The organism is Flavobacterium sp. 2 (genome assembly GCF_049949195.1).
GTDB lineage: Bacteria > Bacteroidota > Bacteroidia > Flavobacteriales > Flavobacteriaceae > Flavobacterium.
Genome location: NZ_CP188206.1, coordinates 4,166,857 through 4,191,265, shown reverse-complemented (window position 1 = coordinate 4,191,265; position 24,409 = coordinate 4,166,857). Strand labels below are relative to the sequence as shown.

Sequence of the window (24,409 nt, the reverse complement as noted above, 5' to 3'; positions counted from 1 at the left end):
GCGAGACAAAACCTTAGTAACTCAGAATCTTAACAACTTAGTAGCTTTAACGCGAACTACAAGTTTTTCAACTGATTCTCATTTTTATTCTGACTAATAGTCCAGAAGAAACCTACGAAGAAAAATCTATCAGCTGTTGGTGTAACGGCTTGTCTTTGATATACTCCGTTTGGATCTGGAAGTTTTGCATAATCATATCCAAATATGTTTTGTGTTCCTAAAATGTTTGAAACAGAGAAATAAAGGATTTTTTGTGTTGTCAATAAATACGCCCAGTTGAAACTCAAACTATTGTATGATTTTGTTTTTCCGTTCATAAATTGCGTTTGGTTTGGATCATTGTACGGACGACCTGTACTGAAACTGTTTGTAAAACCAATTTGCGATTTCCAGTCGGTAATAAAATATTTAGTTACTACAGACAAACTGTGATTGGCAACAAAACTTGGCGTCGCCATATTTGGAAAGTTTTTATATTGTCTTTCTGAATCGATATAAGAATAAGAAATCCAGTATTCTAAGTTTTTATACAAATTGCTGTCTCTCCAAAACAAATCGATACCTTTTGCATATCCTGAACCGTTATTATTGAATACTGAATTGTATTGAATATCTCTCGTATCATATTGCACTAAATTGTCATACTCTTTATAATAAGCCTCTGCTCTAAAAGTCTGTCCTGGTTTTGTGAATTGATAATTCAGGATATAATGTCTTGCTTTTTCACTTTCAAATTGATGATATTTTGAATATTTAATATAATCAACAACAGGCGTTTGTGAAAAATCTCCGTAAGCAAATGAAAATTGGCTGCTTTTTGAAACTTTATATGCCAATGAAGCTCTCGGCGCAATATTATTTTCGTTTAACAAACTATTATTTGAATATCTCAATCCCATTTTCATTGCCAGTTTTTTAGAGAATAAAATATCTGCTTCGGTGTAAGCTGCAAAAATATTTGAATCGTAACCGTTTGAAACATCAATAGAAACGTTATCATTTACATTTTCATTGAATTTTGTGATGAAATAATCTGTACCAAAAGACAATTTAAAATAGTTTGAAACTTTTTTCTGCAATTTTAATTTCAGCTGAGCAGCATTTTCGTTGTTGTCGACATCAGTGATATTGTATGTGATTTTATTTTTGCTGTATCCGTAACTAATTCCAGAAGTCAACTGCCAGCCCGTTCCAAAAGTTCCTTTATAAGAAGAATTCAAATAAAAGTTATTGTTGTTCATATCCGTTCTGATTGGATTTTCAAAATTGATATTCTTCTGATTTAAATCGAATTTTTCTGAATCGAAAGAAGCATATAATTTAAAGATTCCGTTTGTGAAATTATATCTGTAAACCGTTTCTCCACCTAGCGACTGATACGGATTATTCCAGTCAACATTCTGAGGAATTACCGCCTGATAAGGTGCTAAGTTCACATACATCATGTTTACGCTCAAAGAACTTTTCTTGAATTTTTGTGTATTTCCGAGACCCAAACCAACAGTCATAAATGAAATATCTGTTTTTTCATGATCTTCTTCATCATTCGTATTCAAAAGCAAAACACTTGATAAAGCTTCACCATATTCTGCAGAGTAACCTCCGGTAGAAAAAGCAATTCCACTAAACAAGAAAGGAGAAAATCTACTTCTTGTAGGCAAATTATTTGTTGTTGCTCCGTAGGGTTGCGCAACGCGAATTCCGTCAACAAAAGTCTGCGTTTCGCTGGCTTCTCCACCACGCACAAACAAACGTCCGTCCTCGCCAACATTCTGCGTTCCCGGCAAAGTCTGTAAAGCCGCGATAATATTTCCGGCAGAACCTGCTGTAGTTACAATATCTAAAGGTTTTAAAACCGAAACTCTCGCTTTGTCACCAGATTCTAATGTTCCGGCAGTAATAACAACGGCATCGAGCGTGTTAACATTTTCTCTTAATTTGATTGTTTGGTCTTTGTAATTTGCAACATCAATTTCTTGTTTGAAAGTTTCAAAAAGTAAAAAACTTACCACTATAAACTTGTTTCCTGTTTCACTGGTTTGAAAAGAAAAATCTCCCGTTTCAGAACTTGTTGCTCCGTCATAAGTTCCGTCAATATAAATATTTGCGCCAGCAACCGGTTTTCCTTTTTGGTCTACTACTTTTCCTGAAATAGTACTTTGGGCAAAAGTAAAAATGCTTATTAATAATAAAATAAAAGTAATTCTAGTTTTCATGATCTTGGTTTTTGATGAAGCAAATGTATTTTAACATTTCTTGTTAAAAAATATTAAATAACCCAATTGTAGAATTTCGGGGATGAGTTGTAAAATACTTATTTGTATCTTAGCTGTAGTGTTTCTAAAACTATTAACTATGTCAGAAAGTAAAAGAGTTTCGAATTTATATCAATCCATTTATAATGGAAATCCGTGGCTTGAAGTTACATTAGCAGATACTTTAAAAGATGTAACTGCAGCTCAGGCTTATAAAAAAATCAATCCTAATTTAAACACAATTTGGGAAATTGTCAATCACCTAATACAATGGAGAAGAAACATATTAAAACGTGTTCAAGGGGAAATAATTACAACTCCCGATCATAATTATTTTGTACCAATTTTAGATTCATCTGAGCCAGCTTGGGAACAATCACTACAAAGTCTGGCAAAATCTCAGGAATTATGGAATGATTGTTTGAGTAATTTTAATGATGCGGATTTTGATAAAATAGATCAAAATAATAATCATAATTTTTATGAAGATATTCACGGAATTATTCAGCACGATGTTTATCATTTAGGGCAAATTGTTATTTTGAAGAAACTGCTTTAAAAATCATTTTTATGAAAAATTCACTTTTTATTCTAGCATTATTTCTTTCCAGCTTCATTGGATTTTCTCAAGAAACTGAGGTAAAATATGATGAAGCTTTAGCTAAATCTCTTCATGCCGACGAATACGGAATGAAAAAATATGTTTTCTGTTTATTAAAATCTGGAACGAATACAACAGCTTCAAAAGAGGAAACCAAAAAATTATTTGAAGGTCATATGGCAAACATTGGCAAACTTGCCAAAGAAGGAAAACTAGTTGTTGCCGGGCCTTTCATGAAAAACGACCGAAATTATCGCGGTATTTATGTTTTTAACGTAGAAACTATTGAGGAAGCAAAAGCACTTGTTGCCACTGATCCGGCAATAAAAGCAAACTTACTTGAAGCCGAATTAACGCCTTGGTATTGCACCGCAGCTTTGCAGGAAACTGTGAAAATACACGAGAAAATCGCCAAGACGAAAATGTAAATAATGAAAACAGAAAAAGAAAAAATGATCTCTGGCGAATATTACAATGCCTTTGATCCAGAATTACTTAAAGGCCGAAGAGCTGCAAAAAACCTTTTGCATAGCCTAAACGTAAAAGAATATCGGGTTACTAAAAAAGCAAAAGAGATTTTAAAAGAACTGATTCCGAATGCGGGAGCTGGTCTCTATATTGAACCGCCTTTTCATTGCGATTACGGTTATAATATTTTCTGCGGAGAAAACGTTTATTTCAACGTGAATTGTGTTGTTCTGGACTGCGCGCCGGTAAATATTGGCTCAAACGTGTTTATTGCGCCAAATGTTCAAATTTATACTGCCTCACATCCGCTTGACGCTGAATTAAGAAAAACGCTTGAAAATGCTTATCCTGTTACTATTGGAGACGATTGCTGGATTGGCGGAAATTCGGTTATTTGTCCTGGCGTAACAATCGGGAAAGGTTGTGTTATTGGCGCTGGATCTGTTGTTACAAAAGATATTCCAGACAATTCACTCGCCGTTGGAAATCCGGCAAAAGTTATTCGAAAATTAAATCTAGAACCTGAATCTACTAAATAATGCTTACTCTTAACAAAGTTCATCATATTGCCATTTTATGCTCCGATTATGAAAAATCGAAATATTTCTACACTCAGATTTTGGGTTTAACTATTATTCGAGAAATTTATCGTGAAGAACGCCAATCTTATAAACTAGATTTGGCTTTAAATGGTTCTTATGTTGTTGAATTATTCTCCTTCCCAAATCCGCCACAAAGACCTTCAAGACCTGAAGCTGTTGGTTTGCGTCATTTGGCTTTCGAGGTTATTAATTTAGAAGAAACTATTGCTTTTTTAAATTCAAAGAAAATAGAATCGGAACCTATTAGAATCGACGAAACAACTGAAAAGCGTTTTACTTTTATTGCAGATCCTGATTTGTTACCAATTGAGTTTTATGAGCGATAGGTTTTAAAGGTTCTGAGGTTCTAAGACTCTAAGATACTAAGGTTTTCTCATTTGTCATTTCGAGGAACGAGAAATCACACTAGAAACTCGACAAAGATTGGCGATATAGCATGTGGAATTCCTAGTGTGATTTCTCCCTTCGGTCGAAATGAAAAAATCGATGTATTATCTTACTTTAATAATTTTAACATATATTAAAGACCAATTATTATTAAAAAACAGATTTGATTGTCTAATTTTGTGAAATCGCAAATAAAATCCTGCGACTACAAAATCACTTCTGATGAACAAAACGGCGCAAATCAAAAAAAATCATCAATTAATCAAACTCCGAAAATTAGTTATTGTTTCTATCTTAATTGGCTTTCTTTCTGCTTTTCTCGGAATTTCATTAAAAAAAATAACAGAGTATTACGAAGAAATTTTCTTTCACGAAGTAACTGTTCATCCGATATTTTACATCGTATTTCCTGTTTTTGGTTTATCAGTAATTTATTTTTTAAGACAATATCTTTTCAAGAAAAAAGAAAACAAAGGAATCAAAGAGGTTTTTGAAAGTACAAATTCAAAATCTAAAAACCTTCCTTCGTATAAAATTCCATCACACTTTATCAACGGATTATTAACGGTTATTTTTGGAGGCTCAACAGGAATCGAAGTTTCGACTGTTGTTGCTACAGCGACGATTGGCTCAGTTGCTCACGAAAAAGAAAATGTTTTTCGTCAATACAAAACCGAATTAATCTGTGCGGGTGTTGCAGCGGGTGTTACAGCACTTTTCAGCAGTCCAATTGCAGGAGTTTTATTTGCACTCGAAGTAATTTCCAGAAAAGTGACACGAGCTTTTATAATTTCGAATGTAATTGCAGTTTCAATTGCTTTTGGCTTACTAACTATTTTAAAAGAAGAACCATTATTTGCCGTTTCAATCGAAACATGGAATTTAAAAGCGATTCCGTACTTTATTCTTTTAGGAATCTTAGCCGGAATTAACTCTGTTTATTTAACACGTTGCGTATTATTCTTTAAATCACAATTTGGAAAAATTGATACACATTACTATAAAATTTTAATTGGTTCTGTTGTTTTGAGCGTTTCGCTATTTATTTTTCCTCAATTATATGGTGAAGGTTATCATGCGATAAAAGGAATTTTTGGGGCTTCCTCTCACATTCCGTTAACGATAACTTTAGCCTTTACATTTATCGGAATATTGATTCTAAAACCAATTGTTACTTCAATTACATTAGCTTCTGGTGGAGATGGCGGCGTTTTTGCACCAAGTTTATTTATAGGCGCATTTTTAGGATTGTTATTAGCATCCATCTTAAACAGCTTTTTCCATGTAAATGTAATTCCGGTTAACTTTATGATTATTGGAATGGCAGCAGTTTTGAGTGCGAGCATTCATGCGCCTTTTACTGCAATTTTCTTAGTTTGCGGATTAACAAATGATTATACGTTGTTTTTCCCAATTCTTGTAGTTTGTCTGATTTCAAAATACACTGCAAAAATGATTTATCCTTATACCGTATATAGTTATTCGCCAAGTTTAGTTAAATAATTTTCAAACTAAATCTTGAGATTAAAAACATCTAGCAAAATATATTTAAAAGCATAACGAGCAAAATAATACCACATTATGCCAACTGAAAAAATAAAAAGAAGCTACCGCAAAACACGTTACATTCTATACAAAGAAACATTAATCGATTATAAAGAGCATTTCTGGTCCTTTTTAGGATCATTTGTTGGAATTGGAATTTTAGCATACGTTCAATCGATGCATTTTTCAGGAAGTGATGCCGTTTATTTGATTGGTTCTTTTGGAGCTTCGAGCGTTCTCGTTTACGGAATTATTCAGAGTCCGTTTTCTCAACCCCGAAATTTGATTGGCGGTCATGTAATCTCTGCAATAGTAGGTGTCACGGTGCATAAATTGGTTCCCGATATTATGTATATCGCCGCTCCACTTGCCGTTTCAATTGCCATTATTTTAATGCAAATTACCAAAACACTTCATCCGCCAGGAGGAGCAACAGCTTTGATTGCTGTTATTGGAACCGAAAAAGTAAAATCATTGGGTTATATGTATGTCATTTCTCCGGTTTTAGTCGGTGTTTTGATTTTGTTTTTAACGGCTTTGGTTTTTAATAATATGACTTCCAGCAGAAGTTATCCGAGTCATAGTACTTACCACAAACATTATCATAAAATTCGAAAAAGGTTGGCAAGAAAATAAGTTATTTTCACAGCTAATTTGTCATTTCGACGAAGGAGAAATCACAAGCGGGAATCCACACAGATTGGATAATTTGCTTTGCGGAATTTCTAGTGCGATTTCTCCTTCGTCGAAATGACAAACTAACTGAAATCTAGTTTAATAAAATCTTTTCAACAAATCGTAATTCATAATTCGTATTTCGTTTTTTATATTTTACCTTTGACCTCTCAATAAAAACAAAGATTATGGTTTATAAATTTAGAGTTATTCTAGACGCCGAAGAAGATATTTTCAGAGACATTGCTATCCTTGAGGAAGATACACTTGAGGATTTACATAATGCAATCTTCAATGCTTTTGGTTTTGACGGATCAGAAGTGGCTTCATTTTATACTTGTGATGATACTTGGAATCAAGAAGATGAAATTCCTCTTTTTGATACAGGAGATGTTCCTGGCGAAATGAGAACCATGAACGATTATCCATTGTCTAGTATTTTAGATAAAGAAAACACAAAAATTATCTACGTTTACGATTTCATCAGTATGTGGACTTTCTTAGTAGAATTGGCTGCAGTTGAAGATGAAACGGTTGGCGCAACTTATCCTGAAACTTTATTCTCTCACGGAGAAATGCCAGACGAAGCTCTTGAAAAAAGCTTTGAAGCCGATGACATGCACAACGATATCTACGGAGAATTTGAAGACGATTTAGACGAAGACGATCTTGATATGTTCGAAGGCGATGACAGCTTCGAAGATTATGGATTTGAGGAGAATTGGAACTGACGTAAGTTGCTAAGATACTGAGATGCTAAGATTCTAAGTTTTTCTTATTTTTTGAAAGTTTTTTCTTATTTTTAAATTAAATTTTAAAATAAGAAATGAGTCATTTTAGAAAAATCTTAGTTTGGCAAAAGTCAATGTCCTTAGTTACCAAAATTTACAAAGCAACACGTACATTTCCAAAGGAAGAAATGTTTGGATTAACTTCACAAATACGTCGAAGTTCAGTTTCCATTCCGAGCAATATTGCGGAAGGATCAGGTAGAGAAAGCAGTAAAGATTTTTTACGATTTTTATATATTTCTCTTGGTTCTATATTTGAGATGCAAACTCAACTCGAAATTGCAAAAAATATAATTTACATAAACGAAGAAGAATTTAACCTTTTATATGAGGATAGTCGAGAGATCGAAAGAATGTTAGCGTCATTAATCAGAAAATTAAAAGACAATAATTAAAAAACTTAGTATCTTAGAAACTTAGAATCTCAGCAACTCAAAAAAATGATCAATTTATTCAATACCCACATCGACACGCTTTCGATACACCGCGTAGGAAACAAAAGCCGCAATGAAGCTATTTTTTTATCAGAGCAACCATTTAATTTAAATGATGAGATTGTTCCTTTGATAAAAGAATTCTTTTTTAAGCCTTTTAGAGAGAAAGAAGAAAACTATTATCAGTTTGCACACGAAGTGGACTTGGACTACAACGACATGTTTAAATATGCAACTGAGATTTTTGCTAATCCGTCAAATGTTCATGAGGTTTCTAAAAACATCACAAAGCATTTATTTGAGCAGTCGAATCATCCGCATATTAAAAACGGAGAGGTTTATGTGACTTATTTGACAAACCTAAGTATCGATAATAATGTTGTTGACGCAATCGGAATTTTCAAAAGCGAATTACAAGCCGACTTTTTACAGTTTGAAGAAAACGGAAGCAACCTTGAAATGATTTTACAACAAGGAATCAACTTGAGTAAATTAGATAAAGGATGTTTGATTTTTAACTACAAAAAAGAAGAAGGCTACAAAATCCTAACTGTAGACAGCAACCGTTACGACGCACGTTACTGGTTAGAGCACTTTTTGTCTGTTGATGCTTTTGAAGATGAAAATTTCATCACTAAAAAATATTTAAAATTCTGTCAAAACTTCGCAAAAGATGTTGTTTTGCCAGCAGAAGATAAGAAAGAGGAAGTAATGTTTATGAACCGATCTGTGAATTATTTCGCTAAAAATGATCAGTTTGAAGAGCAGAATTTCTTGAATGAAGTATTAGACAATCCTGATTTGATTCCGGAATTTAAAAACTATAAAGTTGATAAAGGAGAAAAATACAGCATCGAAGATGTAACCTCATTCCCAATTGCCAACGCAGCAGTTTCTGACGCTAGAAAATCGATTAAAAATGTGATTAATTTAGATACTCACATTCAGATTAAAATGGATTTCATCAATCCTGAAAGTGCAGAAAAATTTGTTGAAAAAGGCTGGGATGAAGAAAAACAAATGTATTACTACTTAGTTTACTTCAATAAAGAAGAAAAAAGCTAAGAAGTTTTCATTTTCTATTACTTACTTACTAAAACAGAAAACGGCAGTTATGAATATAACTGCCGTTTTTTATTGAAATTGATTTTCTAAAATAAAGCGAAAATCGATTTTAAAATATCATCGTAAACTTGTTTGTCTCTCTCGCCTGCTCTTGCCAAAACCCGGATTCCGGAATAATTGTTAAAAATAAAACGAGCTAAAGATCGAGCTTCCTGTTTATCAGAAATCTGTCCAGACTCCTGTCCTTTTTTTATGGCCTGATAAAAAACTTCTTCAACCGATTTTTGATTATCATGAACGATTTTTCCAATTTCAGGATCATGCATCGCCAATTCAACCGCTGAGTTTACCATAAAACAACCTTTTGTTATTCGATCCTGAAGACTTTCTACAACAGCTTGTTTAAAAATTTCAGTTAAAGCAGTTTTAATGTTTTCAGCATTTTCAAAAAGCAATTTAAGACTCTCTTCATTTTGCTGCTGATATCGTTGCAATGACTTTACAAAAAGCTTTTGCTTATCACCAAAAGTATCATACAAACTAGAACGACTTAAACCTAAATGTGTTACCAAATCCTGTGCAGAAGTTCCGTTGTAACCTTTGTGCCAAAAAATCTCAATTGCTTTATCTAAAGCCTGATCTTCGTTAAATTCTTTCGTTCTTGCCATCGCTTCAAAATTAAATTCTTTTCCAAAGATACAAAAAATACGGAACAATCGTTCCTGAATTAGTCAAAAAAATTATAATACTGTATTTACAGTAAGTCCACCGTCAACAACAATTTCAGTTCCTGTTATGAATGAAGCATCATCAGAAGCAAGGAAACTGATTGTTTTTGCAACTTCAGTAGCTTGTCCAAAACGTTTCAATAAAATCTTTTGCCCTAAAGCTGCGCCTAAACCTTCTACTTCTTCTTTTTCTAAACCAACTTTACCGTATAAAGGAGTTTCGATTGGACCAGGAGAAACTGCATTAACTCTGATTTTTCTTGGTGCTAATTCTGCTGCAAATATTCTGTTTAGTGATAAAACTGCTGCTTTACTTGCTCCATAAACACTTGAATCTGGCATTCCTAATTGCGCATTTACTGAAGTATTGAAAATAATAGAACCACCATCATTTAAAATTGGCAACACTTTTTGAACTGTAAAATAAACTCCTTTTACATTCACATTCATAATACTGTCATAATGATCTTCTGAAGCAGAATCAACTGGAGCAAAAGCTGCAATTCCGGCATTTAAAAACAGAATATCTACTTTTCCGAATTTTGCTTTTACTTCTTCAACTAAATTATCAATTGATTTTAAATCAGACTGATCTGCAACGATTCCAGTAACGTTCAATTCTGTTTCCGCTTTTGCTAAAGCTTCTTTGTTTCTTCCTGTTACAATTACTTTTGCACCTTTTGCTACTAAATCAGCTGCTGCTGCATATCCAATTCCACTGTTTCCACCTGTCACGATTGCTACTTTGTTTTCTAAATTTTTCATTTTATTTATTTTTAAGTTATTGATTATTCAATTATTATGGTACAAAGATATAATAACGGAACAATCGTTCCGTTATTATTTTTGTTAATATTTAGTTAAAGTTTTAATCCTTCATTTTTAACCCTTTATTTATAAAGGAAATAACTATCAAGCCATAAGCGAAAGAAATTGTAAAATGTCGGCAATTCTTAATATTTGCTTAATTTTGTAATTCCTAAAAATAAAAACACATGGAACGTCTTTTACCACATGAAAGCCCTTTCGAAACCATAATCTCATTCCATAAATTAATTGAGTCCTTTGAGGAGATTGCTTTATCAGATGTCGATTATCGATCTAACTACGCCAAAGCGATTTTAAAAGAAGTTGAGCCTTTTCCGGAATTCAGAACTGGAATTCATGATTATAATATCATTAAAAACAACGAAGGTTTAATAAAAAATATAGTTGCCGATTTATTTCCGACTGCATTAACGCATAACGAAATAAAAGCGATAACAATTCCTTTCCAAAATTTATCCTTTAATTATACAGAGCGTTTCAAGAAAATTCTGCGCAATGCAGGAGACGAATTCGATATGGAAATTCGTGATTTTGATGATCATCAATTCTATATCAATAACTGTTGCTTAATATTGGCCTATTATTACAACCAGAATATTGATTTCAATAAGCCTTTCTTTTATGATATTCCGGATGAACAAGGGATTGAAAAACATTATAGAATTCTCTACAATGCCGATTTCATGGAAATTACCCCAACAGAAAGAGCCGTAGAATTAACGCAGGACGATATTGATCAATTAATTGACAATTATAATGATATTGAATTATGGAAATCTAAATTTCCTACACGAAGCTGGATTTTAAAAGGTTTTGGAATGGTTTCTTTATTTGATGCAACAACCGAAAGTGCTATTTCAAATCTGAAAAGTAATTTATTAAAACCTGATTCTGAAGCCGCTTCTTCAAATGAAATCATACTTGCTATTTTTAAATCTATTTTTAAAATTCCAAGTCTAAAAGTAGGTTTCATTATTTATAATCCTGAAGAAGAAAAATTCATTAAGCCTGTAAAGTTTGATAATCAGATGCAAAGTTTTCTTTTGAATACAGATGAAGAAGTCGATTGTAAAAATGCTTTTTTTGGCTGTTCATTTGAAAATCTTTTGCACAATAAAGAGCCTTTTGTGATTTCGAATGTTGAAAAATTCATTGAAGAATCTCCAAATAAAAGACTTGGCGAGCATTTACTAAAACAAGGCATCAAAAGCTGTGTTTTTGCACCAGTCATGAAAGAAGAACAATTATTGGGTGTTGTAGAATTAGTTTCTGAGCATCCAAGAGATTTAAATAGTGTCAATGCGACAAAACTGGAATTAATTCTTCCGTATTTAACCGATACAATTGATCGCTATAATACCGATATGCAGCATCAGATTGAGGCGATTATCCAGCGTGAATACACTACGATTCACCCAAGCGTTTATTGGAAATTCCGAAAAGAATCACAGAATTATTTTCAAAATATCAATCACACAAAAGATTATATTTTTAAAGAAATTGTTTTTAAAAATGTATATCCGTTATACGGACAAATCGATATCAAAGGTTCATCTGAGCATCGAAATGAAACCGTAAAAATTGACTTAAAAAATCAACTTACGGCTCTTTTGGAAATTTTTGACAATCAAAAGCCAAATACAAATCTGGTACTTTTGGAACAAAGAAAATTTGAATTGGAATCACTTAGAAGCGAATTGGAATTTCCTTTAAAAGCAGATACCGAACAACATATTCAACGTTATATTGAAGAAGAAATTCATCCGATATTAAAAAATACAAAAGGCAGTGCTAAAAACGAAAAATTAGAAGCTTTGTATTTTGAAAGTCTTGACGAAAAAACAGGTTTGTTTTATCAGGAAAGAAAAAAGTTTGATAACGCAATGTCGATCATCAACAAAAAATTAGCTTCGGTTTTAGATAAAAAACAATTAGACGCACAACAAATTTATCCGCATTACTACGAACGTTTTAAAACGGATGGTGTTGAGCATAATTTATACATTGGAGCTTCAATTTCGCCAACAAAACCTTTCGATATCATGTATTTGCACAATCTAAGATTATGGCAATTACAAACGTTATGCGAAATGGAATTGGAACATCATCAGCTTAAGGAATCGCTTCCGTATGAATTAGATGTTACGTCTTTAATTTTAGTTTTCAGTGCGCCGCTTTCTATTCGTTTCAGAATGGATGAAAAACGCTTTGATGTTGATGGAACTTATAATGCAAGATATGAAGTCGTGAAAAAACGAATCGACAAATCAAACATTAAAGGAACTAAAGAACGAATTACCGAGAAAGAAAAAATTACGATTGTCTATTCTCAAAACAATGAAGAAACTGAATATTTGAAGTATATCAAGTATTTACAGCACAAAAAAATACTTGAACCTGCAATCGAACAGTTTGAAGTAGAAGATTTGCAAGGTGTTTCAGGCTTGAGAGCCATTCGTGTAAAAGTGATCAATAATACTGTAAATCCAACAGCAAAAAAAATCACTTATCAAGATTTATTAGATGAGCTCAACTAAATTAGTTGAGCTTTTTTTTATACGCTAACTTCTTTAAAAGCAATTACAAAAGCGATTACAGTAATAATTATTCCAATCATAAAAAGATTGTAGGCAATTCGCAGTAAATTATATTTTCTCTGCAAAACCAATCCGAGATAATACAAATCCTTGATCATTGTTGAATATAAATAATCGCGATCTTTCATCATTTCATTCATTGCCCAATTGTATTCTTCAAAAGGCATTTTGTAGAAATTTCCAAAAAACATCAAATTCACTTTTTTAGCTTCGACATCGTCGCGCGTAAAAAAACCTGAAGTTACTTTTGGTCTTGTAGAAAGAATGGCGAAAATAATTGTGATTACGCTTGACATCAGCATAATAAATGTCGGAATTACCAAATGCGCGTTTTTCGGACTATCTAATTTTGGAATAATGGACGAAAGTGCAATCGAAATAATAATGGCATTTACAGATAACAAAATATTTGCTTTACTGTCGGCAATGCCGCTTAAACGCGTATGATTTCCAAGTGTAACACGAAACAAAGTATCAATTCCACGTTCTGGCTTTTCGGCTTTTTCTGCTTTTTCTCTCTTTTTATTTTCTTCATCAATTGCCGATGCAGCTTTCAATTCCTGTTTGTTAATTTTTTTCTGAATTAAAATCAGGTTTTTTTCTTTTAAAGGTTGCCATTTTCTCAAGGCATAATCTGTATAGAAACGATGTTTATTCAAAAGGAAATTCAAATTCTCTTTTGTCCATTCCGAATTTGAAAAACTTGCAATACCTGTATTTTTTAGTTCCAAACGAAGCAATTCGCAAGTTGTTACATATTCAGTTCCCATTAAATGGGCATAATCAGCATCTTTAATGATTTTTTCTAAATGCGTTGCAGGCACATATTCTTTGGTCGTCGCCAAAATTAAACTGGAAACTTTTACTATAAATTCCTCAGATTGTCCTTTTTCTTTTAAAAAAGCTTCAGCAATTTTTACACTTTCTTTTTCATGATGCTCATAGCCTTCAATATATCCCGTATCATGAAACCATGCAGCCGCTAAAAGTGCTTTTTTATCATCATCATTAACATCTTCTTTTTTACACAGTTCTTTTACCGCAGTAACTACAGTTAAAGTATGGTTAAAATTATGGTAAGAATATAAATTAGAAAGTTTATCTTTGAGTAAATTACTGACGAAGTCTTCGCATTGTTCTATTAGATTCATAAAGAATATTTTTAATACCACTAAATTATGAAATTGTTTTTGGATAATCATTTTATTGCCAAGATTAAAAACTTTTCTTTGGCAATAATCGCCATAGCCCTCCTATATTCTTGTGCAACGCGCAAGGCACAATACGGAAAAAATGTAAGCGCCAACGAAACAGAAAACGCAACTGATACTATAAAAATTGCTCATACTTTTTATTTAGTTGGAGATGCAGGAAACGCTGATGAAGAGCAAGCCCAGCAAACGCTAGAGCTTTTACATCAAAAACTAAAAAAATCGGGTAAAAAATCAACGCTTTTATTTTTGGGAGACAATATTTATCCGAAAGGTTTTCCTGCAGATAAAAATGCTGACGACAAAGCTTTAGCCGAAACAAAATTGACCAATCAGCTAAAATTAACTGAAGGTTTTAAAGGAAAAACCATTTTTATTCCAGGAAATCATGACTGGTACAGCGGTATCAAAGGCCTGGAACGTCAAGCTGATTTTGTAACTAAATATCTAAATGACAAAAAAGCATTTCTGCCAAGAAAGACCTGTCCGATTGAAGATGTGAAAATTGACAGTACTGCAACGTTAGTTACAATTGACAGCGAATGGTTTTTAGAAGATTGGAACAATCATCCGACGATAAATGACAATTGCGACATTAAAACCAGAGAAGATTTTTTTGATGAACTGGAAAGCATCTTAAATAAAAATCAGGAGAAAACTGTAATTCTAGCAATCCACCATCCGTTATTGAGCAACGGAACACATGGAGGACAGTTTTCAATGGAAAAACAATTATTTCCGTTAGAGAAAAAAATTCCGCTTCCGGTAATTGGTTCTTTTATCAATTTATTGAGAAAAACCTCTGGCGCAAGTCCGCAGGATCTTCAAAATAAACAGTATACGATTTATGCCAAAAGAATAAAAACACTTTTACAAAGGCAAAAAAATGTAATTGTAGTTTCGGGACACGATCATAATCTGCAGTATATCAGCAAAGAAAACATTCAGCAGATTATTAGTGGTGCTGGATCAAAATCGGAAGCAGCACGTGCTATCAACGAAAATGATTTTTCATATGGCGGAAATGGTTATGCAACATTGACTTTATTTAAAAGTGGCGACGCCAAGGTTTCTTATTTCGGAAATGAAAACAATAAGGAAAAGCTTCTTTTTGAACGCGAAATCATAAAAGCAAAAGAAATTAACTGGGCAGCCGATATTCCGAATACTTTCCCTCCAAAAATTACGACTTCGATTTATACAAAAGACATGACGGATAAAAGTATGTTTCACAGATTTTTATTCGGGCAACATTATAGAAAATATTACAGTACGCCTATAGAAGCCAGAGTTGCTACTGTAGATACATTAATGGGCGGTTTGAAACCTATTCGCGAAGGCGGCGGACATCAATCTATTTCGTTGAGAATGTCAGATCCAAAAGGGCGTGAATATGTAATGCGTGCCATGAAAAAAAGTGCAACAGTATTTTTACAATCTGTTGCATTTAAAGATCAATATATTGTAAACGATTTTGAAAAAACCTATACCGAAAACTTTTTATATGATTTCTATACGACGTCACATCCTTATGCTCCATATGTAACAGGAAGTATGTCGGATCAGATTGGACTTGCACACACGAATCCAGTTTTATATTATATTCCGAAACAAAAAGGATTAAAAGAATTTAATGCCGGTTATGGCGATCAGCTTTATATGGTTGAAGAACGTCCGGCAGATAATCATTTGGATGCGAAGAATTTTGGAAATCCATCCAATATTATCAGTACAGATGATATGATGAAGAATCTTCATAAAGATGAAAAATACTCAGTCGATCAAAAAGAATATATAAAAGCTCGTTTATTTGATATTCTTATTGGCGATTGGGACAGACACAGCGATCAATGGCGTTGGGGCGAATATAAAGAAGGCGATAAAGTGATTTACAAACCGATTCCACGCGACCGAGATCAAGCGTTTGTAAAATACGATGGAGCTTTACTTTCGCTTATTATGAATATGCCACCACTTCGCCATATGCGATCTTTTAAAGGCGACAGAATCAATGTAAAATGGCTTGGAAGAGAACCTTATCCGATGGATTTAGCATTTTTAAGAACTGCCGAAGAAAAAGACTGGATCGAACAAGCAAAATATATTCAGGAAAATTTATCGGATGCTGATATTGACACTGCATTTAAAAATATGCCAAAAGAAGTTCAGGATGAAACTGTTGATGAAATCAAGCAGAAATTAAAAAGCAGAAAGAAAGACCTTCAAAAATATGCTTCAGAATATTTTGATGTTTTGAACCGTACAGTAATGATTGCAGGAACAGATAAAAAAGACAAATTTGTTATCAATCACAATGCTAAAAAAAGCATCGAAATCCAGGTCTTCAGAGTTAAAAAAGAAGGTGACGATTTAGTTTACACCAAAACAGTAACTGATGATAAAACAGTGAACTTATGGGTTTATGGTTTAGATGATAATGATATTTTTGAAGTAAAAGGAAATCATAAATCGAATATTAAAATTCGTTTGATTGGTGGCCAAAACAATGATACTTATAACGTTGAAAACGGAAGAAAAGTGATTGTTTATGATTTCAAATCGAAAGAAAACACATACAACCTGGATTCTAAAGCTCAAACACAGCTTACAGACGATTATGATGTGAACTTATACAATTATGAAAAACCTAAATATAACGTAATTGCTGGTCTGCCAAACATTGGTTATAATCCTGATGACGGCGTAAAAGTTGGTTTTAATTTAAATTACACGGTAAATAATTTCAAACAGAATCCGTACACACAAAAACATATCTTAAACGGTTTCTATTATTTTGCAACTGGAGGTTTCGAATTAACATACGCAGCGCATTTTCCAGGATTATTAGGAAAATGGGTTATTGATGTTGATTCACAATTGACTACACCAAACTTTGCGATGAACTATTTTGGTTACGGAAACGAAACTGTAAATAATGACGAGGAATTTGGAATGGATTATAACAGAGTCCGAATTCGAAAATTTACTGTTGCAGGTGCGGCGCGTCATGTTGGCCGTTTTGGAAGCGAATTCAGCATTCAGCCAATTCTTCAAAAATTGACTGTTGAAGAAACTGACAATCGTTTTATTGATATTCCTGGAATTGTAAATCCGAATGTATTTGACAGTCAAACGTATGGTGCTTTGAGGGTAAAATATGTTTTTAAAAATTCTGATTTTGTGGCAAAACCAACTTTGGGAATGTATTTTATGTTTTCAGGAATGTGGACAACAAACTTAAGCGATACTAAACAGAATTTCCCAACTCTTGAAAGTATTTTAGGCTTTACACATAAAATTGATCATAACGGAAAATTAGTTTTAGCAACATTCCTTAAAGGAAAAGCAATCTTAAACAACAATTTTGACTTTTATCATGGTGCAGCTTTAGGAGGCGATACTGATTTGCGTGGTTATAGAAACGAACGCTTTTTAGGAAGTTCTTACTTCTCTCAAAGTAGTGATTTGCGTTTCACTCTTGGAAAAATCCACAAAACTGTTGCTCCATTAACATACGGAATTCTAGGTGGATTCGACTATGGAAGAATTTGGCTTGACGGTGAAAATTCAAGAAAATGGCATCAGGATTACGGCGGAGGATTATGGTTGAATGCTATTAATCTTGTAACTGCAAGAATATCATATTTCCAATCTCCTGATGAACCGGGAAGAATTATTTTTGGAGCGGCATACAGCTTTTAAAAAAAGGTGCTAAGGTTCTAAGATACTAAGGTTGTAAGTTTTTTTCTTAGATACCGATTAAAAAAAAACGGCCACGAATTCACGAATTTTAATTAAATTATTTCGTGAATTCGTGGCTTACTTTTTCCATTCAAACATCAACCTTAGTATCTTAGAATCTTAGCAACTTAGTACCTTAGAGCTTAAACTCATACATGTTTCCTCCTATTTTATCGGCTTTTTCGTCGGCGATTAGAAGCGTGTTGTTGTCTTTAAAAACTGCGGCTTCTTTTTGTGAAAAGTGATTTAGGCTTACTTCTGTCTGTTTTCCTTTGTGGAATAAATCGCCTTTGAAATCTTTAAATAAAACAATTTTGTCATGGCTTAATAAGGCTACTTTTTTTCCGTCGGGGCTAATTGTTGCGCTTGTGAGCACGCAATGATTATAATTGCTGCAGGTTTTGAATTCGCCTATTTTAACTGCTTTTTGAGTTCCTTTTGCATTTTTGATTTTGTAGATAAAAGCAGTTCCGTCAAAACCTTTGCTTCGGTTTTTTGTAAAAAGATAGAAATATCCGTTTAATTCAAAAAAACCTTCAACATCATAAAACATTTCTTTTTTCTTTGGAGGAAATTCTGTTTGCTCTGGATATGAAAAAGAAACTTTATATTCGGCGGAAGCCTGATCTTTATTCAGCTGATTTTTTGCGATTTTATAGATACACAAATCTCTTCGTTTGTTATCATTATTTCCAAAATCTCCAATGTAAACATTTCCAGATTTATCTTTTGTAATATCTTCCCAATCCACATTTGTAGCATTTGAAATCGTAATGGTTTTCGCTAATTTCCCTTTGGAATCGATAGCATAAATGGCATTTTTATTTCCACTATCTTCTAAAGTATAAATCATATTTGTTTCTGGAAAATAGGTTATTCCTGAAACTTCTTTTAATTTCTTTGGAAGCGAATAAAGCTTTTTAAAATCACTGCTCGTCTGTTGTTGACAAGCCAATAAAACAATGGAAAGGGCTACTAAAAAAGATTTTTTCATAAGATTGCATTTTTATTTTTTGCCACAAATTACACAGATTAGCAGGATTTAAAGAATTGAAAAAAATCCGCTTAATCTGTGTAATCTGTGGCAAAAACTTTTAAACTAAGTTAGTATTTTTAAAATTACGCGTAATAAACTCAAACGCAGCTTGCATGATATGTCCCATTGATTTGGCATTTTTGAATTTCATATCATTAGTGTATCGGTACAATTCCATTTTAAGCTGATTCAAATGTTCTTGCGTTGAAATCGTATCGTGACACATTATATTCAATAATTTTTTAATTCTGGTTTCGGCAGAATGGATACGTTTTGCCAAAATTGCTCTTTCTTCGTCTTTGTATTGAATGATCGAACGTTCTTCTAATTTTTCCTTAATAAGTTGAATCATTGGATAATTTTCCTTGAAAAACTGTGGACGATATACTTTAAAATTGCCTTCATAACATTGCTGATCAAAATCTATTGGGCGAATTTTGTAAACCACCTGATCAAAATCGTGAATTGGGACAATTACATAATTATAAGCTCGCATATCGCCCAACAAGCGAATCATACAACGCTCATTAAACTTTACAAATTCCTTTGCAATTTGCGCTTTTTCCATTTCGGTACATTTGTCCAACAAAGTATCCATAAAAACATCGCCAGGAATTCCGATAATATGTTCTTCAATCAAAGTGTCGTTATAAACCAAAAAATTGATTTTATCAGGCGAAAGAATATCTTCCAGCTCCAAACCATAAATTCTGGAAGCATCGGCTTTTTTGATATAAAAATGAACGTAATTGTCATTCAGAATATTTCGAACCTTAATTCTAAAAGGCTTCGAATTTCCGAAAGTACAGTAATCAATAGCGTCAATATTTAAAAACTGAATAATTTCAATATTTCCATCCGAATGTAAAAGCGAATAAATTTTCTTCAGATTCAGATCAATTTCATTTCTTTCAAATTCGTTGTAATACACGCGAATCCACAACGTATCCGTTTCATTTTTATCATAAACATTGATTGAGCCAGAAAATCGCAGTAAGTCATCGTAAAAAACAGAAACTTTCGAAATACGCTCGTATCTGTCCAAATAGCTTAAAAGCGGTTGCGTTAAAGGATATGACGGTTTTTTTAAAACCATTAAAGGCTCGCTCATTTTGAATATCTTTAGTACAAATTTACATTAAATAAAATTTAGCGTAACAATATTAAAGTTGATTCGTCATACTAAAAACTAAAACCGAAAAAATTTGGAAACCATCCTTACCATCGAAAATCTCAGCAAACAATATGGGCGCATTCAGGCACTCAAAAATGTTTCTTTCAGCATTCAAAAAGGTCACGTTTACGGAATTCTTGGCCCTAACGGAAGCGGAAAATCAACTACTTTAGGAATTGTACTCAATGTTGTAAACGAAACAGCAGGCAGTTATAAATGGTTTGACGGAAAAATGCAAACGCATGAAGCCTTAAAAAAAGTAGGAGCCATTATTGAGCGTCCGAACTTTTACCCTTATATGACAGCTGAAGAAAACCTGAAATTAGTCTGCAAAATTAAAAGCATCAATTACTCTAAAATTGAAGAAAAACTGAATCTGGTAGGTTTAACCGAAAGAAAAGACAGCAAATTCAGCACATTTTCATTAGGAATGAAACAGCGTCTTGCAATTGCTTCGGCATTGTTGAATGATCCTGAAATCCTGATTTTAGACGAACCAACGAATGGTTTGGATCCGCAAGGAATTCATCAGATTCGTGATATTATTAAAGAAATTGCATCGCAGGGAACAACCATTTTATTGGCTTCGCATTTATTAGACGAAGTCGAAAAAGTATGTTCACATGTGGTTGTTTTAAGAAAAGGCGAAATTTTATATTCGGGTTCAGTTGATGCAATGTCAGCAAACGAAGGATTTTTTGAAATTTCTTCGAATGATAATCTAGTTCTAAAATCAATTTTGAATGATCATCCGGCAGTTGGGCAAATTAAGGACGAAGACGGGAAAGTTTTGGTTTACTTAAAATCAGATTTATCCGCTTCCGATTTAAATCAATTTTTATTCTCAAAAAATATCGTTTTAAATCATTTGGTAAAACGCAAAAACAGTCTGGAAGCACAATTTTTAGAATTAACCAAAAACGCCACAATCCAAAAAAACTAAACCATGAACAGACTTATCTCTATAGAACTTCAAAAAATCTGGAAAAACAAAGCCAGCAAAATCCTGACTTTGGCTTATTTTATTTTACTCTCTTTTATAGCCTTGATTGCATCAATAAAATTTGATATTGGTCCGTTTAAATTTCATTTAGCCGAAATGGGAATTTTCAATTTTCCTTTCATCTGGCATTTTAATACCTATGTTGCTGCCTGGTTAAAGTTTTTCCTTGCCATTGTAATCGTGTCAATGATGGCGAACGAATATAGTTATGGAACTTTAAAACAAAATCTAATTGATGGTTTAAGTAAAAAGGAATTTATATTGTCAAAATTCCTAACCGTTGTTCTTTTTGCTTTTGTTTCTACCGTTTTTGTTTTTGTAATGAGTTTAATTCTGGGATTAAGTTTTTCCTCTTACAATGAATTTGGAATCATTTTTTCTGATTTAGATTATCTTTTAGCCTTTTTTGTAAAACTTACAGGATTCTTTTCATTCTGTTTGTTCTTGGGAATTTTAGTAAAACGTTCCGCTTTTGCTTTAGGATTTCTTTTGGTTTGGAATATAATCGAAGGAATAATACGAGGTACATTGGCATTTAAAATTTTCCCAGACAGCGATACCGATGAGAAAATCACACAATTTCTACCTTTAGAATCAATGTCTAATTTAATTGTTAATCCTGCCCCAAGATTATCTGTAGTTAAAAGTATTGGCACCCAAATGGGAATTGAAACAGATATTGATTATAGCGTAAGTTATTCTGCAATTCTGATCGTTTTAGTCTGGATATTTTTGTTCATTTACTTCTCATACAAATTATTAAAAAAGCGAGATTTATAGTATATTTGTTGGGCTATGACTCATCTAAAAGTTTTTTTATCTGTTTTTATTTTGTGTTGTTTATCTCTTAAGATGAACGCTCAATATATTAGCATAGATGACCAAAGAACGCCTCAGCAACTTATTGAAAATGTATTAGTCAACAGCTCTTGTGCTACGACATCAAATTCTTCAGGAAAAGGAGACACTTTTACAGCGGGACAGCAGAGTTATGCTTACTTTAATGCTGGATCAAGCAGTTTTCCTTTTGCTGAAGGTATTATTTTAACAACTTCACCAAGTAGACAAGCGGTAGGGCCTTACGTTAGTAATAATGGCGGAGGAAATGTCAACTGGACAGGCGATGTTGATTTAAACAACATTCTCGGAATCAACTCAATAAACGCAACTGTTTTAGAGTTTGATTTTGTTCCTTTAACTGATATTTTAAGTTTTAATTACATTTTTGCATCCAATGAATATCAGTCTTTTTTTCCATGTGAATATTCCGATGGATTTGCATTTTTAATTAAAGAAGTAGGAACTTCTGATCCATATAAAAATTTAGCAGTATTACCGAATAGTACAATTCCGGTTTCTTCAACAAACGTTCGACCAAAAATCGAACCCGGAGTTGCATCAAACGGAGACCCTTATCCGGGATGTCCTGCTGTTAATCAAAATTATTTTAACGGTTTAAACAACAATACAACAAGTCCTATAAATTATGCAGGACAAACTATTGTAATGAATGCCCGAACTAATGTAGTTGCCGGAAAAAAATACCATATAAAACTTGTTATTGCCGATGATAAAAACCAATATTATGATTCGGCAGTTTTTTTACAGGCTGGCAGTTTTTCATCAAAAATTGATTTTGGCGCTGATCAAACAGCATTATCTGGTAATCCTTTATGTTTTGGAGAAGAAGCAATATTAGACACAAAATTATCCGCTTCATACGATTTTAAATGGTATAAAGACGGCGTGCTTTTACCAAGTGAAAGAGGTCCGGTTTTACATGCAACAACATCAGGAGTATATAAAGCAGATGTTACATTAACACCTTCCACATGTACATTGACGGGAGAAGTTAAAATTGAAGTTGCTCCTGAAATTCTTTCAACAAATACAACATTGGTTCAATGCGATGATAATAATGACGGCATCAGCATATTTGATTTAAAGAAAGCTGATAATCTGATTAAAAATAATGCGTCAGATATTACAAACAGTGGTTATTATGAAACCCTAACCAATGCAGAGTCTAAATCAAACCCGATTGTTAATCCGGAAAAGTATACGAATAAGAGTGTAAATCAAATTGTTTTTGGAAGAATTGAAAATAAATTTGGTTGTTTCAAAACTGTCGAAGTAAAACTTCAAACTTCAAATAATGCAATTTCAGCTCAAAATCCAGTTAAAACTTGTGACGGTGATGACAAGCAAGATGGTCTTTACCAATTTGATCTTCAAGCACAAGTAACTCCTCAATTAACGACTGGTCTGCCAGCAGGTTTAGAAGTGCATTATTTTTCAAGTTCAAATGATGCTTTGACAGAAACAAATGTTTTACCTAATATTTTTAAAAATACGATTGCTTTTACGCAAACCATATATGCACGAATTATAAATGGAGCTGATTGTTACAGCATTTCACCGGTTACGCTTGTTGTAAATACCTTTGATCCGCCAAATTTTGAAGAGGAATCAAAATACATCTGTAAAGGCAGTGACATTACATTAAGTGTTGCTACAGGTTTCAGTAGTTATTTATGGAGCCCTGGAGGCGAAACTTCAAATTCAAAAACAATAACTGCTCCAGGCGATTATAGTGTTACAGTAACCGATGCAAACGGCTGTCAAAAAACAAAAAAATTCAAAGTGATTTTATCTGAACCTGCTATTATTACAGAAGCTGTTGTAAAAGATTTTTCTGGTGTTGACAATTCGGTTTTGATAAAATATACTGGCTCTGGGGATTATGAATTTTCATTAGACGGAAATGTTTTTCAGAATGATCCACAATTTAATGGAATAGAACCTGGCATTTATTATGCTGTCGCCCGAGATAAAAATGGTTGCGGTCTTTCTAACCGTTTTTTAGTTTATGTTTTGGACTATCCAAGATTCTTCACTCCAAATAATGACGGCTATAACGACTTATGGGCCATTAAAGACATTAATCAGATGCCAGCTTATACAATTCGAATTTTTGATCGTTATGGAAAATTTCTAAAACAAATGAACCAAAGCAGTACTGGTTGGAACGGATTATTTAATGGCGAGCAATTACCTGCCGATGATTATTGGTTTACACTTCTTTTTGTGGATGGAAAAAGCGTTAAAGGGCATTTTAGTTTAAAAAGATAAAAACGCTTTATCAGTTCCTGTTTTTTTTTCTTCAAAAAAATAGAATTTAGAAACAAACAATCTTCAACAAATCCTAAATTTCAAATAATTAGGGAGAAAAACCACTCGATTTCTCGAAGAAATTAAAATAAAACTT

The 24,409-nt window shown here is 33.0% G+C and carries 20 protein-coding genes; 14 read left to right on the top strand and 6 right to left on the bottom strand.

Annotated elements, in window-relative coordinates:
- Positions 1 to 56 precede the first annotated feature (56 nt).
- Positions 57 to 2,216, bottom strand: a complete 2,160-nt coding sequence (locus tag ACNFIH_RS18350) for a TonB-dependent receptor (protein WP_426484219.1) — start codon at positions 2,214 to 2,216, stop codon at positions 57 to 59.
- Between the two features lie 139 nt (positions 2,217 to 2,355).
- Between ACNFIH_RS18350 and ACNFIH_RS18345 the strand changes: the two genes are divergently transcribed.
- The 9 genes from ACNFIH_RS18345 (at position 2,356) to ACNFIH_RS18305 (ending at position 8,823) form a co-directional block, all read left to right on the top strand.
- Positions 2,356 to 2,814, top strand: a complete 459-nt coding sequence (locus ACNFIH_RS18345; RefSeq protein WP_035647698.1) for a DinB family protein — start codon at positions 2,356 to 2,358, stop codon at positions 2,812 to 2,814.
- An 11-nt stretch (positions 2,815 to 2,825) separates the two neighbouring features.
- On the top strand, positions 2,826 to 3,284 hold the full coding sequence (locus tag ACNFIH_RS18340; protein ID WP_142451139.1) for a YciI family protein: 459 nt from the start codon (positions 2,826 to 2,828) through the stop codon (positions 3,282 to 3,284).
- 3 nt (positions 3,285 to 3,287) lie between these two features.
- The gene (locus tag ACNFIH_RS18335; protein ID WP_426484218.1) at positions 3,288 to 3,863 is read left to right on the top strand and encodes a sugar O-acetyltransferase; all 576 of its coding nucleotides are present in this window, start codon (positions 3,288 to 3,290) and stop codon (positions 3,861 to 3,863) included.
- The gene (gloA2, locus tag ACNFIH_RS18330; protein ID WP_035647704.1) at positions 3,863 to 4,252 is read left to right on the top strand and encodes an SMU1112c/YaeR family gloxylase I-like metalloprotein; all 390 of its coding nucleotides are present in this window, start codon (positions 3,863 to 3,865) and stop codon (positions 4,250 to 4,252) included. Before ACNFIH_RS18335 ends, gloA2 begins: the two co-directional genes overlap by 1 nt.
- Positions 4,253 to 4,535: 283 nt before the next feature.
- Positions 4,536 to 5,816, top strand: a complete 1,281-nt coding sequence (locus tag ACNFIH_RS18325) for a chloride channel protein (protein ID WP_426484217.1) — start codon at positions 4,536 to 4,538, stop codon at positions 5,814 to 5,816.
- A 78-nt stretch (positions 5,817 to 5,894) separates the two neighbouring features.
- Positions 5,895 to 6,494, top strand: coding sequence for an HPP family protein (locus ACNFIH_RS18320; RefSeq protein ID WP_142451142.1), 600 nt, complete (start codon positions 5,895 to 5,897; stop codon positions 6,492 to 6,494).
- A gap of 227 nt (positions 6,495 to 6,721) precedes the next feature.
- Positions 6,722 to 7,264, top strand: coding sequence for an IS1096 element passenger TnpR family protein (locus tag ACNFIH_RS18315; protein WP_035647709.1), 543 nt, complete (start codon positions 6,722 to 6,724; stop codon positions 7,262 to 7,264).
- A 95-nt stretch (positions 7,265 to 7,359) separates the two neighbouring features.
- On the top strand, positions 7,360 to 7,719 hold the full coding sequence (locus tag ACNFIH_RS18310; protein ID WP_426484216.1) for a four helix bundle protein: 360 nt from the start codon (positions 7,360 to 7,362) through the stop codon (positions 7,717 to 7,719).
- Between the two features lie 45 nt (positions 7,720 to 7,764).
- Entirely contained in the window at positions 7,765 to 8,823 is a 1,059-nt protein-coding gene (locus ACNFIH_RS18305; protein ID WP_035647713.1) for a nucleoid-associated protein, read from the top strand.
- An 86-nt stretch (positions 8,824 to 8,909) separates the two neighbouring features.
- On the opposite strand, the gene ACNFIH_RS18300 is transcribed toward ACNFIH_RS18305, so the two are convergent.
- Both ACNFIH_RS18300 and ACNFIH_RS18295 read right to left on the bottom strand, forming a co-directional pair.
- On the bottom strand, positions 8,910 to 9,491 hold the full coding sequence (locus ACNFIH_RS18300; RefSeq protein WP_426484215.1) for a TetR/AcrR family transcriptional regulator: 582 nt from the start codon (positions 9,489 to 9,491) through the stop codon (positions 8,910 to 8,912).
- A 72-nt stretch (positions 9,492 to 9,563) separates the two neighbouring features.
- Positions 9,564 to 10,316: an SDR family oxidoreductase gene (locus ACNFIH_RS18295; protein ID WP_426484214.1), complete on the bottom strand. Its 753-nt coding sequence runs from the start codon at positions 10,314 to 10,316 to the stop codon at positions 9,564 to 9,566.
- Positions 10,317 to 10,546: 230 nt separating this feature from the next.
- Between ACNFIH_RS18295 and ACNFIH_RS18290 the strand changes: the two genes are divergently transcribed.
- The gene (locus ACNFIH_RS18290; RefSeq protein ID WP_426484213.1) at positions 10,547 to 12,916 is read left to right on the top strand and encodes a GAF domain-containing protein; all 2,370 of its coding nucleotides are present in this window, start codon (positions 10,547 to 10,549) and stop codon (positions 12,914 to 12,916) included.
- Between the two features lie 17 nt (positions 12,917 to 12,933).
- Here ACNFIH_RS18290 and ACNFIH_RS18285 read toward each other — a convergent pair whose 3' ends face one another.
- Positions 12,934 to 14,127: a Pycsar system effector family protein gene (locus tag ACNFIH_RS18285; protein ID WP_426484212.1), complete on the bottom strand. Its 1,194-nt coding sequence runs from the start codon at positions 14,125 to 14,127 to the stop codon at positions 12,934 to 12,936.
- Between the two features lie 27 nt (positions 14,128 to 14,154).
- Here ACNFIH_RS18285 and ACNFIH_RS18280 point away from each other — a divergent pair, with 27 nt between their 5' ends.
- Positions 14,155 to 17,889, top strand: coding sequence for a metallophosphoesterase (locus ACNFIH_RS18280; RefSeq protein WP_426484211.1), 3,735 nt, complete (start codon positions 14,155 to 14,157; stop codon positions 17,887 to 17,889).
- 175 nt (positions 17,890 to 18,064) lie between these two features.
- Here the strand turns inward: ACNFIH_RS18280 and ACNFIH_RS18275 are convergent, their stop codons facing one another.
- Both ACNFIH_RS18275 and ACNFIH_RS18270 read right to left on the bottom strand, forming a co-directional pair.
- Entirely contained in the window at positions 18,065 to 18,922 is an 858-nt protein-coding gene (locus tag ACNFIH_RS18275) for a hypothetical protein (protein WP_426484210.1), read from the bottom strand.
- A gap of 100 nt (positions 18,923 to 19,022) precedes the next feature.
- Positions 19,023 to 20,075, bottom strand: a complete 1,053-nt coding sequence (locus tag ACNFIH_RS18270; RefSeq protein ID WP_426484209.1) for a hypothetical protein — start codon at positions 20,073 to 20,075, stop codon at positions 19,023 to 19,025.
- Positions 20,076 to 20,169: 94 nt separating this feature from the next.
- On the opposite strand from ACNFIH_RS18270, the gene ACNFIH_RS18265 reads away from it, so the two are divergent.
- The 3 genes from ACNFIH_RS18265 (at position 20,170) to ACNFIH_RS18255 (ending at position 24,273) form a co-directional block, all read left to right on the top strand.
- Complete coding sequence (locus ACNFIH_RS18265) at positions 20,170 to 21,081, top strand: ABC transporter ATP-binding protein (protein WP_426484208.1); 912 nt, start codon at positions 20,170 to 20,172, stop codon at positions 21,079 to 21,081.
- Between the two features lie 3 nt (positions 21,082 to 21,084).
- Positions 21,085 to 21,921, top strand: a complete 837-nt coding sequence (locus tag ACNFIH_RS18260) for an ABC transporter permease (RefSeq protein WP_426484207.1) — start codon at positions 21,085 to 21,087, stop codon at positions 21,919 to 21,921.
- A gap of 72 nt (positions 21,922 to 21,993) precedes the next feature.
- On the top strand, positions 21,994 to 24,273 hold the full coding sequence (locus tag ACNFIH_RS18255; protein WP_426484206.1) for a choice-of-anchor L domain-containing protein: 2,280 nt from the start codon (positions 21,994 to 21,996) through the stop codon (positions 24,271 to 24,273).
- Positions 24,274 to 24,409 lie beyond the last annotated feature (136 nt).

Bases quoted from the DNA above. Each gene is read 5' to 3' on its own strand.
- ACNFIH_RS18350 (WP_426484219.1), bottom strand. From the start codon at position 2,216: ATGAAAACTAGAATTACTTTTATTTTATTATTAATAAGCATTTTTACT.
- ACNFIH_RS18345 (WP_035647698.1), top strand. From the start codon at position 2,356: ATGTCAGAAAGTAAAAGAGTTTCGAATTTATATCAATCCATTTATAAT.
- ACNFIH_RS18340 (WP_142451139.1), top strand. From the start codon at position 2,826: ATGAAAAATTCACTTTTTATTCTAGCATTATTTCTTTCCAGCTTCATT.
- ACNFIH_RS18335 (WP_426484218.1), top strand. From the start codon at position 3,288: ATGAAAACAGAAAAAGAAAAAATGATCTCTGGCGAATATTACAATGCC.
- gloA2 (WP_035647704.1), top strand. From the start codon at position 3,863: ATGCTTACTCTTAACAAAGTTCATCATATTGCCATTTTATGCTCCGAT.
- ACNFIH_RS18325 (WP_426484217.1), top strand. From the start codon at position 4,536: ATGAACAAAACGGCGCAAATCAAAAAAAATCATCAATTAATCAAACTC.
- ACNFIH_RS18320 (WP_142451142.1), top strand. From the start codon at position 5,895: ATGCCAACTGAAAAAATAAAAAGAAGCTACCGCAAAACACGTTACATT.
- ACNFIH_RS18315 (WP_035647709.1), top strand. From the start codon at position 6,722: ATGGTTTATAAATTTAGAGTTATTCTAGACGCCGAAGAAGATATTTTC.
- ACNFIH_RS18310 (WP_426484216.1), top strand. From the start codon at position 7,360: ATGAGTCATTTTAGAAAAATCTTAGTTTGGCAAAAGTCAATGTCCTTA.
- ACNFIH_RS18305 (WP_035647713.1), top strand. From the start codon at position 7,765: ATGATCAATTTATTCAATACCCACATCGACACGCTTTCGATACACCGC.
- ACNFIH_RS18300 (WP_426484215.1), bottom strand. From the start codon at position 9,491: ATGGCAAGAACGAAAGAATTTAACGAAGATCAGGCTTTAGATAAAGCA.
- ACNFIH_RS18295 (WP_426484214.1), bottom strand. From the start codon at position 10,316: ATGAAAAATTTAGAAAACAAAGTAGCAATCGTGACAGGTGGAAACAGT.
- ACNFIH_RS18290 (WP_426484213.1), top strand. From the start codon at position 10,547: ATGGAACGTCTTTTACCACATGAAAGCCCTTTCGAAACCATAATCTCA.
- ACNFIH_RS18285 (WP_426484212.1), bottom strand. From the start codon at position 14,127: ATGAATCTAATAGAACAATGCGAAGACTTCGTCAGTAATTTACTCAAA.
- ACNFIH_RS18280 (WP_426484211.1), top strand. From the start codon at position 14,155: ATGAAATTGTTTTTGGATAATCATTTTATTGCCAAGATTAAAAACTTT.
- ACNFIH_RS18275 (WP_426484210.1), bottom strand. From the start codon at position 18,922: ATGAAAAAATCTTTTTTAGTAGCCCTTTCCATTGTTTTATTGGCTTGT.
- ACNFIH_RS18270 (WP_426484209.1), bottom strand. From the start codon at position 20,075: ATGAGCGAGCCTTTAATGGTTTTAAAAAAACCGTCATATCCTTTAACG.
- ACNFIH_RS18260 (WP_426484207.1), top strand. From the start codon at position 21,085: ATGAACAGACTTATCTCTATAGAACTTCAAAAAATCTGGAAAAACAAA.
- ACNFIH_RS18255 (WP_426484206.1), top strand. From the start codon at position 21,994: ATGAACGCTCAATATATTAGCATAGATGACCAAAGAACGCCTCAGCAA.